We start from the raw sequence: 14,603 nt of genomic DNA, 5'->3' as shown, positions 1-14,603 counted from the left end.
GGCGGAGACATCATGAAAAGAAGGCACACCCTCGGCACGCTTGCGCTGCTCTGCGGCGTCGGCATCCAGTGCGCGACGTCGGCATGGGCCGACGAACCGAAGAAGGTCGCGTTCGTCGACACGGGCAACACCGGGCGCAGCGTGATGGCGGAAGCGATTGCCGGCCAGTTGATCGCGCAGCGCCACGCGCATGTCGCGGTGATTTCGCGCGCGGTCGACGAGGATCCGTACGACGAAAAGCCGGAGGAGAACGGCGTGATCCTGATGAAGCGCCGCGGGATCGACACGTCCGCGCATCGCGCGGCGCAGTTGAACGCGAACGACGTCAAGCATTCGGACGTCATCCTGACGATGACCGACAAGCACAAGGAAAAGGTGCTCGCGCTCTATCCGTCGGCGGCCGGCAAGGTGTTCACGCTGGCCGAGTACGCGAGCGGGAAACACGTCGACGTGCCCGACGCATGGGGCAAGCCGATCGACTTCTACGAATCGGTGACCGCGCAACTCGATACGTACATTCCGGCGGCGCTCGACAAGGTCGCGACCGCCGTGCCGGCGAAGCAGTAGCGCGGGAATCTGCCGGCTCGCGGTACACATCGCGAGCCGGCAAACCCTCCACCCAGTCGTTCCTCTCGCTCTCCGTCTCCGAGCGCATCCCCCCTCATCACGCCATCGATACCGGCCATTTGGCCGAATCGTCGCGCGCCCGACCGGATGAAACAATGATCGTCGTCCGGGAGGTCCGCTCCATGCCCTGACAGCCGAACCATGAAGACGCTGCATGCGCGTCGGCTGTGAAGCCATTGCATGCGACCCGATTCGTTCCATTGATTTTTTGTAGCTTATAAGTTACAATGCTCTCCAAGTTCGAACTGCTTCGCTATCAGCGCGACGACGGTCGCGAGCCTTTCACCGAATGGCTGAACGCCGTGCGTGACAAGCTCGCGCAGGCACGCATCCGCGAGCGCCTGCGCCGCGTGCAGACCGGCAATTTCGGCGACTGCGAGCCGGTCGGCGAAGGCGTGGCCGAACTGCGCGTCCATGTCGGCGCCGCTATCGCGTGTACTTCGGCCGGCACGACAGCGCCCTGGTGCTGCTGTTGTCAGGCGGCGACAAGGCGAGTCAATCCGACGACATCCGGCGCGCAAAGGAACACTGGTCGAACTGGAAACGGAGGCAAATGTGAACAAGCTCAAAGGCGCGGTATCGCACCACGACGCAGAGGTCGCCGAACTCGGCGCCGACCGCGAGCTCGCGGTCGCCTATCTGCGCGTCGCGATGGAGTCGCTCGACGACCCGGACAACCGCGCGGCCGGCCTGCTCGCGCTGCGCACGGTCGCGGAAGCGTATGGCGGGCTCGGCGCCGTCGCGGCCGAAGCCGGCATCAGCCGCGAATCGCTGTATCGCACGCTGTCCCCGAACGGCAACCCGACGCTGAAGACCCTGCTCGCGGTGCTCAAGACCGTCGGCCTGCGCCTGTCCGTCGTTCCCGCGCAGCCGTCGCACGCGTAAGGGGCGCACGGCACGCGCACCCCCTCACGGCCTCACCATCCACACCAGCAGCATCTCGTCCGGCGCGACCGTCACTCCCGCCGGCCGATGCGCGATCGTCGGCTCGACCGCCAGCGCCTGCGCGATCGCCGCCGCATCGTCGATCGTCGTCGTGCGCACGATCGTCATCAGCCGCGCCGGCCGGCGCAGCGTCTCGCGATACAGCGCGCCGTACCACAGCGGCCGCATGCCGAGCGCATCCTGCAGCACGTACGGATAACGCCACAGCCGCAGCACGAAACGGCTTTCCGGGTGGGCCGGGTCGATATGGACGAACACGCGCCGCGTGCTTTCGCCATGCGTATAGCGCGGCAGCACGGGCAGCGTATCCGTCGGCGCCTGCGGCAACAGCCAGCGCAGCGCGGTGGCCGGCGACCACGGCGTCGCACGCTGCCAGCCGGCCTGCGCGAGATGCCGGTCGAGCGTGTCCGACGTCGCGCTCCATTGCAGCGGCAGATATTCCTCGCGGTCGCCGCCGATCTCGGTGCGCCGCGTCGGCACGCGCTGCCAGCCGCCGCGCAGCCACTGGTCGACGGTCATCGCGACCACGTCGCCGACATGCGGACGCGCCGCGCGATCGAGCTGCCATTGCGCGGGCACCGTCCATACGCCGGCCGTCGCGAGCACGACGACGACCGCGACGAGCGCGCCTCTCGGCTGCACATGCTCGCGCACGCGCCAGTACGCATAGGCGCCGGCGAGCAACGCGAACCACGCGAGCCCGAGGCTCCATCCGCCCAGCAGGCCCGACAACCAGGTGTCGCCGACGTACAGCCGCGCGAAACCGCCGAGCACGATCCACAGCACGACCGCGGTCACGACCGGAATGCGCCACAACGCGGGCCGGTCGCGCGTGAGCACCCAGCCGAGGCCGCTGCTCGCGAGGATCGCGAACGCGGCGTCGGCGTCGGGCAGCGCCACGTGCGGCGCGCCGGGCGGCAGGCTCGCGGGTGTCGCGCCCGGCACGCCTCCGCCGAACACCGGCACGAGCACGACGGCGACGCCGACCGTCGCGAGCCACCACGCAGCCGACAGCCAGCAGCGGTGAATCATCAGCCAGACGAGAAACGCGGCCGCGACGATCAGCCCCGTGTCGTGCCCATGCAGCACGGCGAGCGCACTCATCGCGGCGTCGACGGGCGGCGTGCGCAGGTTCTGCAGGAACGCGTACAGCGCGATGTCCGCGTGCATCAGCGGATCGTTCGCGACGACGTCCTGCACGATGCCCGCGAACAGCCACACACAGCCGATGAACAGCAGCGCGAGCACGGGCACCGCGCCCGGCAACCCGCGCAGGTACGCGATCCCGTCGTGCAGCCGCGCGCCGAACCGCGGCCAGCGGCGCGCGCAGGCATGCAGGGCTTCGGCGAGCGCACGGCACAGCAGCGGCCAGCCGCGCCGCAGCGCGATGCGCACGCCGATCCACACGAGCGCGACCAGCGCGGCGACGACCAGCAGGATCGCGGCGACCCGCACGCTGATCGCCGCGGCCAGCGCGGCCGACGCGCCGAACAGGATGCCGGGCGCGACGTGGACAGGCGCCCACACGAGCGCCGAGATCACGTTGACCGGATAGAACGACCGGCGCGGCAGCGTCGCGCAGCCGACGACGACCGGCACCACCGCACGCACCGGCGCGAGAAAACGCGCGAGCACGATGCTCTTCATGCCGTGACGCAGCACGAATTCCTCGCCGCGCGCGTAGGCGTTCGCATAGCCGAAGCGCGCCCATGCGTTGCGGATCATCCCGCGGTAATGCCGCCCGAGTTCGTAACTGATCCCGTCGCCGATCACCGCGCCGACGGCCGCGACGCCGATCGTCGCCCACGCGTCGAGCGCGCCCGCGCCGATCAGCGCGCCGGCCGCGAACATCACGGCGCCGGCCGGCACGATCGTGCCGATCAACGCGATCGCCTCCGCGCAGGCGGCCACGAACACGATCGCCAGCACGAGCAGCGGATGCGCGCCGATCGCACCGATCCACGCATGGATCGTGTCGCTCATCACACGCTCCCGAACGGTGCGGCCCGGCGCGCGAACGGCGGGCCGGCAGGGGCATTGGATACGTTCATCGCGACATGCGCACGCTCGCGCCGGTGTCGGGGTCAGGGGTCAATCGAATTCGTGTTGTCGCGCGTCGGCCTCGAGCGGCGCATCGTGGTAGCCGACCGTCGCGACCTCGTGCAGATAGCGCGCAAGAAACGCGCCGATCGAGCCGGCGGCCTCGTATTGATGCACATGCCGGAATTCGTGAGTCAGCAGGCGGCGCGTGTCCTGCCCGCGCAGCACGTACACCGCATGGCCGAGCGTGAGGCCGATCGTCCCGGGCGCGAGCAGCCCGGTGTCGCGGGCGAGCGCGGCAAGCATCGGCGTGTCGGGAAACGGCATGCGATCGACGGCCGTCACGCGGATCCGCTCCGGTTGCGCGACGCCCACCGTGCGCGCGTCGTCGGCTTGTGCCGGCGTCAGCGGCGCGCCCCGCGCGAGTCCGCGCGCCGCCTCCGCTTCGGCCCACGCGACGGCGGCGGGCAATGCGGACGGCAGGATATCGGCAAGGTCGATCATCGCAGGACTCCTCGGTTGACGCGAGTGGCATCGGGCACCAGTTTAGTCCCGAATCGGACCGGTTCGCGGACCGGTTGCCGTGATGCCGCGCCGGCCCCGCGCGGGTGCAACGATCACCCGGGAATACCCGGATCCGGATGCGCGTCGCGCCGTACCCTTTCCCGCGAATTATTTCGTTTCAGTGCACATTCCGCGCTCAACCCTCCCGAAAATTTCTCGAACGAGTACCGTTTTCGGGTCCGGGGGCATATATTGGTCAGAAGAACGGCCGCGGCGACAACCGGACGGCAACACGCGGCGTCATCCCGAAGAGGATCGCTGGAAGATGATCAGGGTAATTCTGGCTGACGATCACGCAGTCATGCGGGACGGACTGCGTCACATCCTGGAGATGGCCGGCGGTTTCGAGATCGTCGGCGAGGCGAGCGACGGCTCGGGCACGCTCGCGCTGGCCGAGCGCACCGTCGCCGACGTGCTGCTGCTCGACCTGTCGATGCCCGCGCCGACCGGCATCGAGCTGATCCGGCTGGTCAAGCGCCAGGCGCCGTCGCTGCGCACGCTCGTGCTGACGATGCACGCGGAAACGCAGTATGCGGCGCGCGCATTCAAGGCCGGCGCCACCGGCTACCTGACGAAGGACAGCGCGACCGCCGAGCTCGTCGAAGCCGTCGGCAAGGTGGCCGCGGGCGGCATCTACGTGAGCCCGTCCGCGGCCGAAAGCCTCGCTCGCACGCTGCGCGCGCCGGCTCAGGTATTGCCGCACGAGCGACTGTCCGCGCGCGAACTCGACGTGATGCGCCGCATCGTCGCCGGCCAGACGGTCACGCAGATCGCGTTTGAACTCGCGCTGAGCGCGAAGACGGTCAGCACGTACAAGACGCGCATCCTCGACAAGATGGCGCTGCCGCACGAAGCCGCCCTGATCCGCTACGCGGTGCGCCACGATCTCGACCTCGGCGCCGACGACGCATGATGGCCGCCTTCCGCGTCCCGTCCGCACCGCCGCCGCCGAACGACGACGATCCGGATACGTCGCGCCTGTTCATGTCGTCGCTGCCGCCGGGCCGGCGCGAGCGGCGGCTCGCGCTCGCGACGGTGCTCGTCTCGGCCGTGATCTTCGCCGCGCTCGCACCATTCGCCACCCTGCCGCTCGCGCCGGGCTGGGCGTTCATTCCCGTGTACCAGTCGGCGATCGTCGTCAACGACATGGTGACGGCCGGCCTGCTGCTCGGCCAGTACGCGATCCTGCGCGAGAAGCCGCTGCTCGTGCTGGCGGGCGGCTACCTGTTCACGGCGTTCATGGCCGGCACGCACATGCTGACCTTCCCCGGCCTGTTCGCGCCGCGCGGCCTCCTCGGCGCCGGCGAACAGACCACCGCGTGGCTGTACCTGTTCTGGCACGGCGGCTTTCCGCTGTCGGTCGCCGCGTACGCGCTGCTGCGCGCAGCGTCGCGCGGGCGCCCGGCTCCGGCCCCGCAGCGCCGCGCGGCGATTCCGGTCGTTCTCTGCATCGCGGCCGCGATCGGCGCGACGGTCGCGCTCGCGCTGCTCGCGACCGCCGGCCACGACCTGCTGCCGCGCATCATGAGCGGCAACCGGATGACCGCGACGATGACGAACGCGATCACGGTCGTCTGGGGGCTGAACCTCGTCGCGCTGGTGCTGATGTGGCGGCAGCGGCGCCGCCATTCGGTGCTCGATCTGTGGGTGATGACGGTGCTCGTCGCGTGGCTGTTCGACATCGCGCTGTCGTCGATGCTGAATCACGGCCGCTTCGATCTCGGCTTCTATGCGGGGCGTGCGTACGGTCTCGTCGCGTCGGGCGTCGTGCTGTTCGCGATGCTGTTCGAGAACGGCCGGCTGCATGCGCAGACGGTGCGCGCGCTGGCCGGCGCGCGCTACCAGCATCTGCTCGTCGCGCAGAAAAGCGCGCAGTTGAACGAGGCGAACGAACGGCTCGAACAGCGCGTCGCCGCGCGCACCGCGCAACTGAGCGCGTCGAACCGCGACTTGCGACGCGAAGTCGAGGAACGCGTGCGCGCGGAGCGGGCGCTGCAGGCGTCGCGCGAGGAGTTGCGCGAGATCGCCGCGATCAGCGCCAGCGCGCGCGAAGCCGAGCAGCGCCGCATCGCGCGCGAACTGCACGACGAACTGGCGCAGACGCTCGCGACGCTGAAGAACGATCTCGAATGGCTGATCGACCGCGTGCCGCAGGACGACGCGTCGCTCGCGCGCAAGATCGCGGCGATGCATGCGCTCGCGCGCGGCGCGGTGGCCGCGACCCGCCGCATCGCGTCGGACCTGCGCCCGCTGATGCTCGACGATCTCGGCTTCGCGGCGGCGATGCAATGGCTCGTGGAGGATTTCCGGCACCGTCACGGGATCGCGTGTGCGCTGCACGTCGAGCCGCCCGAATTGCAGCTCGACGAGCCGTATGCGACGGCCGTGTTCCGCATCGCGCAGGAAGCGCTCGCGAATGTCGCCCGGCACGCGGCCGCGTCGCATGCGAACGTCGAACTCGTGTGCGGCGGCGAAGCGATCGCGCTGACGATACGCGACGACGGCGCGGGCTTCGATCCCGCGGTGCCGCGCAAATCGAATTCATTCGGGCTGGTGGGGTTGCGCGAGCGTGCGTATCTGGTCGGCGGCACGCTGCGGATCGCGACGACGCTCGGCGAAGGCACGACGGTGGAGGTCGAGATTCCGCGGGTGCCGGCGCCTGTGGCGGTCGCGCATGGTGTGGACGGGGATTCGCGAATCAATCGCTGACCAACGCGGCAACGACAACCACCGCATCGTCACGTATCAGAGGTAATCATCTTCCCGTTGGTGTCGTACGGCTAAAATCGTAACTTGCTCGGCTGCTTCAATCTCGAACAGCAGGACATAGCCCGACGTGCCGAAGGACACGATCAGCTCGCGCAAAAATGGATTTCCGTGATCGACCTTGCGGCATGTGAACGGAAACATGCGGAGCATGGCGACACCTTGTTCGATCGCGTCCACAGCCCGCGCCGCCGCATCCACATCACGTTCGAGCAAGTATCGATACATCCGTACCAGATCCTCACGGGCCGCACGTGTATATCGGACCCGATAGATCAATCAGCCGCCTTCGCTGCACGCGCAGCCTTCAGCATACCCTCGAGTTCGGCCTGCACGTCGGCGGCATCGACGTATTCACCGGTACGACGCGCCTCGTCGCGCGATGCGAGGCCACGGGTTACAAACTCGCGTTGCAGACGGCGACGCGCGATCCCGTCGCGCAGCGCCGACTCCATGAACGCAGACAACGTCTCGTTTTCCTCAAGGACCGACTCTGCCTCCTCCCGCAATTGCGGATCGACACGCAGCGCCGGCATGGTCGCGGTTTTCATCGCACACTCCATGTATTACATATGTAATGCATGGTAGCACACTCACTTTTTCGCGTACAGTCAGCCATTCGGCCTAACCCACGTATCCCGGGCCAAGCCGCGCCCCATCACGCCCGCGCCGCCACCATCCCCCGCTCCGAGCGCGTCCACGCGACCAGCGCGCCGACGCCGAGCAGCGCGAGGCACACGATCGGCACGATCATCGGCCCGAACGCGGTGCCCGTCACCTTGCCCGCGAACGGCATCAGGTTCTGGCTGAAGAAGCCGCCGAGGTTGCCGATCGAGTTGATCGCCGCGACGCTCGCGGCCGCCCGCGCGCCGGTGAAATAGCGCGGCGGCATCGACCAGAAGCACGGATACAGCAGCGGGATGCACGCGCCGCCGAGCACGAGCGCGATGAAGCGCAGCGGCGTCGACGGCAGCACGAGGCTCAGCAGAAAACCGAGCGCACCGAGCGCCGCGACGATCGCGATCGTGCGCAGGATGCTCTTCGCACGGCGCAGCTTCGACGGCAGCCACACCAGCAGCACCACCGCGAGCGCCCACGGCAGCATGCTCAGGAACCCGTTCGTCGTGCTCGACACGCCGAACGATTTCACGATCGTCGGCAGCCAGTACGTGACGCCGTACAGCGACGTCGACATCAGCATGTAGGTCGCCGCGAACAGCATCACGCGCGGATCGAGCAGCGCCTTCCACGGCCGGCCGTGCTCGGCCTGCGCCGGCTTCTCGCGCTCCAGCGCGGCCGCGACGATCTGCTTCTCGCGCTCGTCGAGGAACCGCGCTTCGCGAAACGATGCGGGCAGCACGCGGAACACGACGATCGCGACGACCACGGCCGGAATGCCCGTCGCGACGAACACCCACTGCCAGCCCGCGAGCCCCCACACGCCGTTCAGGCTCAGCAGCAGGCCGCCGACGAGCGAGCCGAGCATGTTCGCGAGCGCGCTGCCGAGCGTGAAGATGCCGAGCACCTTCGCGCGGTAGCTCTGCGGGAACCACAGCGTCAGGTAATAGATCACGCCCGGATAGAAACCGGCCTCGGCGATGCCGAGCACGAAGCGCAGCGAGCAGAACGCCGGCATCGACGTCGTGAAGCCCATCAGCACCGTGATGAGCCCCCACGTCAGCATGATCCGCGCGAGCCACACGCGTGCGCCGTAACGATGCAATGCGAGCGTGCTCGGCACCTCGAACAGCAGGTAGCCGATGAAGAACAGCGACGACGCGAGCCCGAACGCGGCTTCCGTCATCCCGAGGCTGTGCACCATCTGCAGTTTCGCGAAACCGACGTTCTGCCGGTCGATGAACGCGATCAGGAACATCACGACGAGGATGGGCAGCAGGCGCCGCGCCATCTTCGACATGATGCGCTGCTCTTCGGCGGACGCGGGGTCCAGGGTGTCGGTAGCGTTCACTTCAGGCTCCTTGCGTGAATCGGTTGCATATCGGTTGAATCGGTGAATCGGTTGAATCGGCGCCGCGCGTGACGAATGCGCCGGCGTCAGCGGGTTCGATGAATGGATTCGGTTGGCCGCAGGCGTGGCTCAACCCGACCGGTAGTCGTCGAGCATCGGCGCGAACATCTCGTGCCACGCGCGCGGCTTCGCCTTGATCGTGCCGGCCAGGTACAGGAATTCGACGTAGTCCATCAGCTGGTTCGGCAGCACCGAGAAGCGCGTGTCGGGCGCGGCGAGCATCCGCATCACGTCGTCGTGCGACACGCCGACGCCCGACGACGTCGCATACAGCGCCGCCGCCGCACGCGGGTCCTGCGCGATCAGGTGATTCGCTTCGTCGAGCGCGCCGAGGAACGCGACGGTGAGCGCGGGCTCCGCATCGACGAGCCGCTTCGGCGCGAACACGACGTCGAGCGTCATCGGGCCGAGCACGTCGACCGAGCTCACCACGCGATGGATGCCCGGCTGCCGCAATTCGAGCGTCGAGAACGGCGGCGACGTAAAGTGCGCGGTCACGCCGTTCTCGCGGCGGATCAGCGCCTGCATCGCCTGCGGATGCGGCAGGTTCACGGTGATCGAATCGAGCTGCGCGAAATGCCTGGGGCCGAGCTGCCGGCTCGCGACCATCTGCAGCACGACCGCCGACAGCGACGTGCGGATGCCCGGCACCGCGATCCGGTCGGACGGCGCGAAGTCGCGCAGCGACACGAGGCCCGGCCGGTTCGCGTTGAGCGACAGCGACGTGGTCGACAGCCCGCTGATGCCGATCACCTCGACGTTCGGAATGCCGCGCGCCCGCGCCCATAGCTCGATGAAACCCGGCGCGCCGGCGCCCGCGAAATCGAGCGTGCCGGCCATCATCGCGTCGTTGACGGAATTGCCGCCGTCGAGCAGCACCCATTCGACCGCGACGTCGCGCACGCCGTGGCGCGCCGCATGCCGCTCGAACAGCCGCTGCTTCTCCATCACGAGCAGCGGCAGGTACAGCACGCCATAGCCTTTCGAGATCCGCACCGTGCGCGGCTTCGCGCGCACCAGCGCCGGCGCCCCGAGCACGCCCAGCACGCCGAGCCCGGCGGCGATCAACGCGCGGCGACGCGGCGACGTCGTCATGCACGCACCGTCGACGTGCGGCGAACGGCCAGCCGCCACGCGCGGGCCGGCGTAGCGCCGCGGCGCGCGTTCGTCGTGCCCGTGACATGCTGCATCTTGCCGTCTCCTTGAATATTTCTGGTATTAATGCCGTCCTTGCATCCTGCTTCCGGCTCGACACAGGTTATCGACCGAGTCTGAGAAAATGCTGACATCCCGGCCTCGGGAAAACCCCTAACCCCTCTACCTGCAAACGGCACCATGCGTATTCTCGTCGTGGAGGACGATGCCGAAATCGGCGCGGCGATCCGCGGCCGCCTGGCCCGGCTCGGCCACGCCGTCGATCTCGAAACCGACGGCGCGACCGCGAACGGGCTGCTGCGCGTCGAGCGTTTCGATCTCGTCGTGCTCGATGCGAATCTGCCCGGCATGGACGGCTTCACGGTCCTGCGCAACCTGCGCGCGTCGGGCAGCACGACGCCCGTGCTGCTCGTCACCGCGCGCTCGGCGATCGACGACCGTGTGAGCGGCCTGGGCCTCGGCGCCGACGACTACCTCGTGAAGCCGTTCGACTACCGCGAGCTCGACGCACGCGTGCAGGCGCTCCTGCGTCGCAACAGCGGCCACGCGAACGACGTGCTGACGCTCGGCGGCCTCGTGATCGACCGCAGCAGCCGCCTCGCGGAACTCGACGGCCAGCCGCTGTCGCTGTCGCGCCAGGAATTCGCGCTGCTCGAAATCCTCGCGAGCCGCCCGCAGCGCATCTTCTCGAAGGAAGAACTGCTGAACCAGTTGTTCAGCTTCGGCAACGAGCCGACCGCGAACGCGGTCGAGCAATACGTGACGCGCGTGCGCAGGAAGCTGCAGGGCAGCTCGGTCGAGATCCGCACCGCCCGCGGGATGGGGTATCAGATTGCCGCGCATTGACTGGTTTCCGAAGACGCTGTTCGGACGCACGCTGCTGTTCATCGCGCTCGTCGTCGCGACCGGCGCGCTCGCGCTCGCGGCGATCGCGCGCTACTACGCGGGCGTCGCGGCCGAACGCGCGTACGACCAGTTGCTGGCGGGCGCGTCGATCCAGGTCGCGGAAAACCTGTACGTGCAAGGCGGCGTGCTCGCGCTGAATCCGCCGGTGGCCGCGCTGTCGACACTGTCGCGCTACGACCTCGTCTATTACAAGGTGGTCGATTCGCGCGGCGTCGTCGTGGCCGGCTACAACGACCTCGCGAGCCCCGCGACGCTCGCCGCCGCGAAGCAGGGCCCCGCGTTCGCGAACGCCGTCTACCAGGGGCACCGGATCCGCACCGCGACGACCGCACGCTACATGCCCGAGGAAAGCACGCCCGGCTGGGCGCTCGTGACGGTTGCGCAGACAACCAACGCGCGCCAGCAGCTGACGAACGACATGAGCCTCAAGGTGTGGACGCTGATCCTGCTGATGAGCGTGCTCGCGGTCGGTGCGAGCGGCCTCGCGATCCGGCGCGGCCTGCGCCCGCTCGCGCAGATCGGCGCGATCATCGCCGCGCGCGACCCGGCCGACCTGCGGCCCGTGGCCGTCGATACGCCGAGCGAAATCGACGCGATCATCGGGTCGATCAATGGCCTGATGCACCGCCTCGCCGAGCGGATCAACGCGATGCAGCGCTTCATCGCCGACGCCGCGCACCAGATGCGCACGCCGCTCGCGCGGCTCGACGCGCAGATCGAGCTGCTCGACGGCGAATCCGACCCCGCGCGTCACGCGGCGCGGCTCGATGCGCTGCGCGCGACCTCGTCGGACGTCGGCCGGCTCACCGGGCAGTTGCTCAATCACGCGATGGTGATTCATCGCACCGAGGCCGTGCCGCTGCAACCGGTCGACCTCGTCGCGCTCGCGAAGGAGGTGCTGGGCCGCACGATTCCGCTCGCCGGCGAGCGCGACGTGGCCGTCGCGTTCGCGAGCGACGCGCCGCATGCGTGGATCGACGGCGATGCGATCAGCCTGCAGGAAGCATTGTCGAACGTGCTGCACAACGCGCTGCTGCATGGCCATGCGGACGACATCGTCGTGTCGGTCGCGACCCAGGGCAACGCGGATCAAGCCGTGACGCTGACCGTCACCGACAACGGGCGCGGGATACCGCGCGAGCACTGGGACGCGGCATTGCAGCCGTTCGTGCGGATCGCGCCGGACGGCAGCGAGCGGCGCACGGGGTCCGGGCTCGGGCTCGCGATCGTGCAGGAAGTGATGAAGGCGCACGGCGGGCGCGTCGGGTTCGCGTTTCCCGATGCGGGCGGGTTCGCGGTGGTGCTGACGTTTCCGCGGGCGACGACGACGCACGCCGCACGCGACGCTTAGACAACCGCGGATCCGGCGCAGGTACGCTCGATCGAACGCCGCCGGGCGACACGCGTTCAGTCGTCGCTGTCCCGATCGTCGTCGGTGTTGCGCTGCGCGTGTCGCGCAACCCGTTGATCCAGCGCGTCGTACTGACGGTCGCAGAACAACCGGCACAACGCATCGACGTCGACGCGCCTTCTCACGTCGATCGTCTCGACGTGCTGCTCCAGCTTTCCCTTGCCGATCCCGAAGAGCCCCTTCTTCATCCGCATGGACACCACATTCAGCTGGAAGCCGTCCGAATGCGCATCCGTCAACGCAGTCACCCACAGCTCGCGCTGATCGTCGGCCTGCTGCAGCACGAGCGCCGGCAGCGGGCCGTCCTGCGTCTCGTTCCATTCGACGTGCTGGGCCGCCCAAGGGAACGCATCGAATGCGTGAACGAACGACGCGTAGTCGGTCGCGCCCTGCTGATCGAGCTGATTGAAATCGTAGCCGACTTTCTGGATGGAACAGGTCAACATGGCGCGGTGCTCTCCGTGGTGTCGATCGCGACAGAACGCCAATCTACCCCACATTTGACGACGCTTGGCAGCACCTGCTCGTCCACCTACACCGCCACCGCCTCCCCACCGAGATACGCATCGCGCACGCGCTCGTCGTCGAGCAGCGTTTTCGCGGGCCCTTCCAGCACGACGCGCCCCGTCTGCAGCACGTACCCGTAGTGCGCGATCTCCAGCGCGAGGCTCGCGTTCTGCTCGACCATGAACACCGTCACGCCCTGCTGGTTGATCGCGTCGATCAGCTCCAGCACCTTGTCGACGTAGAGCGGCGACAGTCCCATCGTCGGCTCGTCCATGCAGATCAGCTTCGGCCGCGCCATCAGTGCGCGCGCCATCGCGAGCATCTGCTGCTCGCCGCCCGACAGCGTGCCCGCGCGCTGCGCAAGCCGTTCGCGCACCCGCGGAAACAGGTCGAGCACACGCTCGTAGTCGTCGGCCACCGCCGCGCGATCGCCGCGCGTGTATGCACCCATCAGCAGGTTCTCGCGCACGCTCATGTCGGCGAACAGCCGCCGCGCCTCCGGCACGGCCGCGATCCCGCGCCGCACGCGCTGCGGCGTCGCGAGCGCCGTCACGTCGTCGCCGTCGAAACGCACGACGCCGCGCTTCGGCCGCATCAGCCCGAGAATCAGCTTCATCGTCGTCGACTTGCCGCTCGCGTTGCCGCCGAGCAGGCTGACGATCTGCCCGCGGCCGACCTCGAAGTTCACGTCGAAGTGCACCTGCACCGGTCCGTAGAACGTGTCGAGATGTTCGAGTTTCAGCAGCGCATCGGTCATGGTCGTATGGGGTTCCGGGGAAAGTACGCTCATGCGGCCGCCTGCACGGTCCGATCGGCCGACGTGCCGCCCGCATGACGGCGGCCGAGATAGGCCTCGATCACGCGCGGATCGTGCCGCACGTCGCGCGGCGCGCCCTCGGCGATCTTCACGCCGTTGTCGAGCACCATCACGCGGTCGGACACGCGCATCACGAGTTCGAGCTTGTGCTCGATCAGCAGGATCGTCAGGCCGCGCGCCTTCAGCGACTGGATCAGTTGCAGCATCTCGGCCGTCTCCGTCTCGTTCATCCCGGCCGTCGGCTCGTCGAGCAGCAGCAGGCGCGGATGCAGCGCGAGCGCGCGGCCGATCTCCACGCGCCGCCGGTTCGCATACGACAGGCTGTGCGCCGGATGATCGATGCGCGGCGTGAGCCGTTCGCCGAAGCCGGCGACGATCGCGCGCGCTTCTTCGCGCAGTTCGGCTTCCTCGCGCCGCACCGACGCGGGCCGCACGAGCGCGCGCAGCACTTCGGCGGCCGCGCCGAGCGCCGGCCAGCCCGGCCGTGCCGCGCGCAGCCGCGCATGCGCGCCGATCAGCACGTTGTCGAGCACGCTCAGGTTGCCGAACACGCGACCGTGCTGGAACGTGCGCGCGATGCCGAGCGCCGCGAGCCGTTCCGGTGCGGCGCCGGTGATGTCGCGTCCGTCGAACGTCACGCGGCCGGCGTCGGGCCGGTCGGCGCCCGCGATCAGGTTGAACAGCGTCGACTTGCCCGCGCCGTTCGGGCCGATCACGCTCAGCAGTTCGCCGTCGGCCAGCGTCAGGCTCGCGCCGTCGAGCGCGGTCACGCCGTCGAAGCGGCGCGTCAGGCCCTGCACGTCGAGCAGGGGTCGAGTGGTGATCATCGCATTCCT

General features: G+C 68.7%; 15 protein-coding genes and 1 pseudogene. 7 read left to right on the top strand and 9 right to left on the bottom strand.

What is annotated here, in order from left to right; genetic code table 11:
• The first annotated feature begins 12 nt into the window (after nucleotides 1–12).
• The 3 genes and pseudogenes from H0X95_RS26465 to H0X95_RS26455 all read left to right on the top strand — a co-directional run bounded on the left by H0X95_RS26465 (nucleotide 13) and on the right by H0X95_RS26455 (nucleotide 1,512).
• Nucleotides 13–567 (top strand): arsenate reductase/protein-tyrosine-phosphatase family protein, encoded by a 555-nt coding sequence (locus H0X95_RS26465; protein WP_006495654.1) that lies wholly within the window; start codon nucleotides 13–15, stop codon nucleotides 565–567.
• A gap of 287 nt (nucleotides 568–854) precedes the next feature.
• Nucleotides 855–1,186: pseudogene (locus H0X95_RS26460) on the top strand (type II toxin-antitoxin system RelE/ParE family toxin).
• Complete coding sequence (locus H0X95_RS26455; RefSeq protein WP_006479699.1) at nucleotides 1,183–1,512, top strand: helix-turn-helix domain-containing transcriptional regulator; 330 nt, start codon at nucleotides 1,183–1,185, stop codon at nucleotides 1,510–1,512. Before H0X95_RS26460 ends, H0X95_RS26455 begins: the two are co-directional and overlap by 4 nt.
• Before the next feature lie 24 nt (nucleotides 1,513–1,536).
• On the opposite strand, the gene H0X95_RS26450 is transcribed toward H0X95_RS26455, so the two are convergent.
• Complete coding sequence (locus H0X95_RS26450) at nucleotides 1,537–3,555, bottom strand: VTT domain-containing protein (protein ID WP_006493340.1); 2,019 nt, start codon at nucleotides 3,553–3,555, stop codon at nucleotides 1,537–1,539.
• Between the two features lie 108 nt (nucleotides 3,556–3,663).
• Nucleotides 3,664–4,116 (bottom strand): hypothetical protein, encoded by a 453-nt coding sequence (locus H0X95_RS26445; RefSeq protein WP_059722421.1) that lies wholly within the window; start codon nucleotides 4,114–4,116, stop codon nucleotides 3,664–3,666.
• A gap of 325 nt (nucleotides 4,117–4,441) precedes the next feature.
• Between H0X95_RS26445 and H0X95_RS26440 the strand changes: the two genes are divergently transcribed.
• Entirely contained in the window at nucleotides 4,442–5,089 is a 648-nt protein-coding gene (locus H0X95_RS26440; protein WP_006495658.1) for a response regulator, read from the top strand.
• Nucleotides 5,086–6,885, top strand: coding sequence for a sensor histidine kinase (locus H0X95_RS26435; protein WP_059722420.1), 1,800 nt, complete (start codon nucleotides 5,086–5,088; stop codon nucleotides 6,883–6,885). Before H0X95_RS26440 ends, H0X95_RS26435 begins: the two co-directional genes overlap by 4 nt.
• Nucleotides 6,886–6,921: 36 nt before the next feature.
• Here the strand turns inward: H0X95_RS26435 and H0X95_RS26430 are convergent, their stop codons facing one another.
• The 4 genes from H0X95_RS26430 to H0X95_RS26415 all read right to left on the bottom strand — a co-directional run bounded on the left by H0X95_RS26430 (nucleotide 6,922) and on the right by H0X95_RS26415 (nucleotide 10,066).
• A complete protein-coding gene (locus H0X95_RS26430; RefSeq protein ID WP_080403561.1) occupies nucleotides 6,922–7,221 on the bottom strand; it encodes a type II toxin-antitoxin system RelE/ParE family toxin in 300 nt (99 codons plus the stop codon).
• On the bottom strand, nucleotides 7,218–7,493 hold the full coding sequence (locus H0X95_RS26425) for a YlcI/YnfO family protein (protein WP_006482105.1): 276 nt from the start codon (nucleotides 7,491–7,493) through the stop codon (nucleotides 7,218–7,220). The genes H0X95_RS26430 and H0X95_RS26425 overlap by 4 nt, the downstream gene beginning before the upstream one ends.
• 107 nt (nucleotides 7,494–7,600) lie before the next feature.
• The gene (locus tag H0X95_RS26420; RefSeq protein ID WP_059722417.1) at nucleotides 7,601–8,911 is read right to left on the bottom strand and encodes an MFS transporter; all 1,311 of its coding nucleotides are present in this window, start codon (nucleotides 8,909–8,911) and stop codon (nucleotides 7,601–7,603) included.
• A gap of 129 nt (nucleotides 8,912–9,040) precedes the next feature.
• The gene (locus H0X95_RS26415; protein WP_059722415.1) at nucleotides 9,041–10,066 is read right to left on the bottom strand and encodes an ABC transporter substrate-binding protein; all 1,026 of its coding nucleotides are present in this window, start codon (nucleotides 10,064–10,066) and stop codon (nucleotides 9,041–9,043) included.
• 240 nt (nucleotides 10,067–10,306) lie between these two features.
• On the opposite strand from H0X95_RS26415, the gene H0X95_RS26410 reads away from it, so the two are divergent.
• Both H0X95_RS26410 and H0X95_RS26405 read left to right on the top strand, forming a co-directional pair.
• Nucleotides 10,307–10,972, top strand: coding sequence for a response regulator transcription factor (locus H0X95_RS26410; protein WP_006486117.1), 666 nt, complete (start codon nucleotides 10,307–10,309; stop codon nucleotides 10,970–10,972).
• The gene (locus H0X95_RS26405; RefSeq protein WP_006486115.1) at nucleotides 10,959–12,383 is read left to right on the top strand and encodes a sensor histidine kinase; all 1,425 of its coding nucleotides are present in this window, start codon (nucleotides 10,959–10,961) and stop codon (nucleotides 12,381–12,383) included. The genes H0X95_RS26410 and H0X95_RS26405 overlap by 14 nt, the downstream gene beginning before the upstream one ends.
• A gap of 56 nt (nucleotides 12,384–12,439) precedes the next feature.
• Here the strand turns inward: H0X95_RS26405 and H0X95_RS26400 are convergent, their stop codons facing one another.
• From H0X95_RS26400 to H0X95_RS26390, 3 genes are all read right to left on the bottom strand, one after another.
• Nucleotides 12,440–12,889 carry a hypothetical protein gene (locus H0X95_RS26400; protein ID WP_048988384.1) on the bottom strand — a complete coding sequence of 150 codons (450 nt, stop codon included), beginning with the start codon at nucleotides 12,887–12,889 and terminating at the stop codon, nucleotides 12,440–12,442.
• Between the two features lie 86 nt (nucleotides 12,890–12,975).
• Nucleotides 12,976–13,740, bottom strand: coding sequence for an ABC transporter ATP-binding protein (locus tag H0X95_RS26395; protein WP_048988385.1), 765 nt, complete (start codon nucleotides 13,738–13,740; stop codon nucleotides 12,976–12,978).
• Nucleotides 13,737–14,594 carry an ABC transporter ATP-binding protein gene (locus H0X95_RS26390; RefSeq protein WP_196446279.1) on the bottom strand — a complete coding sequence of 286 codons (858 nt, stop codon included), beginning with the start codon at nucleotides 14,592–14,594 and terminating at the stop codon, nucleotides 13,737–13,739. The genes H0X95_RS26395 and H0X95_RS26390 overlap by 4 nt, the downstream gene beginning before the upstream one ends.
• Between the last annotated feature and the right edge of the window lie 9 nt (nucleotides 14,595–14,603).

The organism is Burkholderia sp. 9779_493, assembly GCF_015712215.1.
Classification (GTDB): domain Bacteria; phylum Pseudomonadota; class Gammaproteobacteria; order Burkholderiales; family Burkholderiaceae; genus Burkholderia; species Burkholderia cenocepacia.
This window is presented reverse-complemented; position numbering and strand designations above follow the sequence as displayed.

Bases quoted from the DNA above. Each gene is read 5' to 3' on its own strand.
- H0X95_RS26465 (WP_006495654.1), top strand. From the start codon at position 13: ATGAAAAGAAGGCACACCCTCGGCACGCTTGCGCTGCTCTGCGGCGTC.
- H0X95_RS26450 (WP_006493340.1), bottom strand. From the start codon at position 3,555: ATGAGCGACACGATCCATGCGTGGATCGGTGCGATCGGCGCGCATCCG.
- H0X95_RS26445 (WP_059722421.1), bottom strand. From the start codon at position 4,116: ATGATCGACCTTGCCGATATCCTGCCGTCCGCATTGCCCGCCGCCGTC.
- H0X95_RS26440 (WP_006495658.1), top strand. From the start codon at position 4,442: ATGATCAGGGTAATTCTGGCTGACGATCACGCAGTCATGCGGGACGGA.
- H0X95_RS26435 (WP_059722420.1), top strand. From the start codon at position 5,086: ATGATGGCCGCCTTCCGCGTCCCGTCCGCACCGCCGCCGCCGAACGAC.
- H0X95_RS26425 (WP_006482105.1), bottom strand. From the start codon at position 7,493: ATGAAAACCGCGACCATGCCGGCGCTGCGTGTCGATCCGCAATTGCGG.
- H0X95_RS26415 (WP_059722415.1), bottom strand. From the start codon at position 10,066: ATGACGACGTCGCCGCGTCGCCGCGCGTTGATCGCCGCCGGGCTCGGC.
- H0X95_RS26410 (WP_006486117.1), top strand. From the start codon at position 10,307: ATGCGTATTCTCGTCGTGGAGGACGATGCCGAAATCGGCGCGGCGATC.
- H0X95_RS26400 (WP_048988384.1), bottom strand. From the start codon at position 12,889: ATGTTGACCTGTTCCATCCAGAAAGTCGGCTACGATTTCAATCAGCTC.
- H0X95_RS26395 (WP_048988385.1), bottom strand. From the start codon at position 13,740: ATGAGCGTACTTTCCCCGGAACCCCATACGACCATGACCGATGCGCTG.
- H0X95_RS26390 (WP_196446279.1), bottom strand. From the start codon at position 14,594: ATGATCACCACTCGACCCCTGCTCGACGTGCAGGGCCTGACGCGCCGC.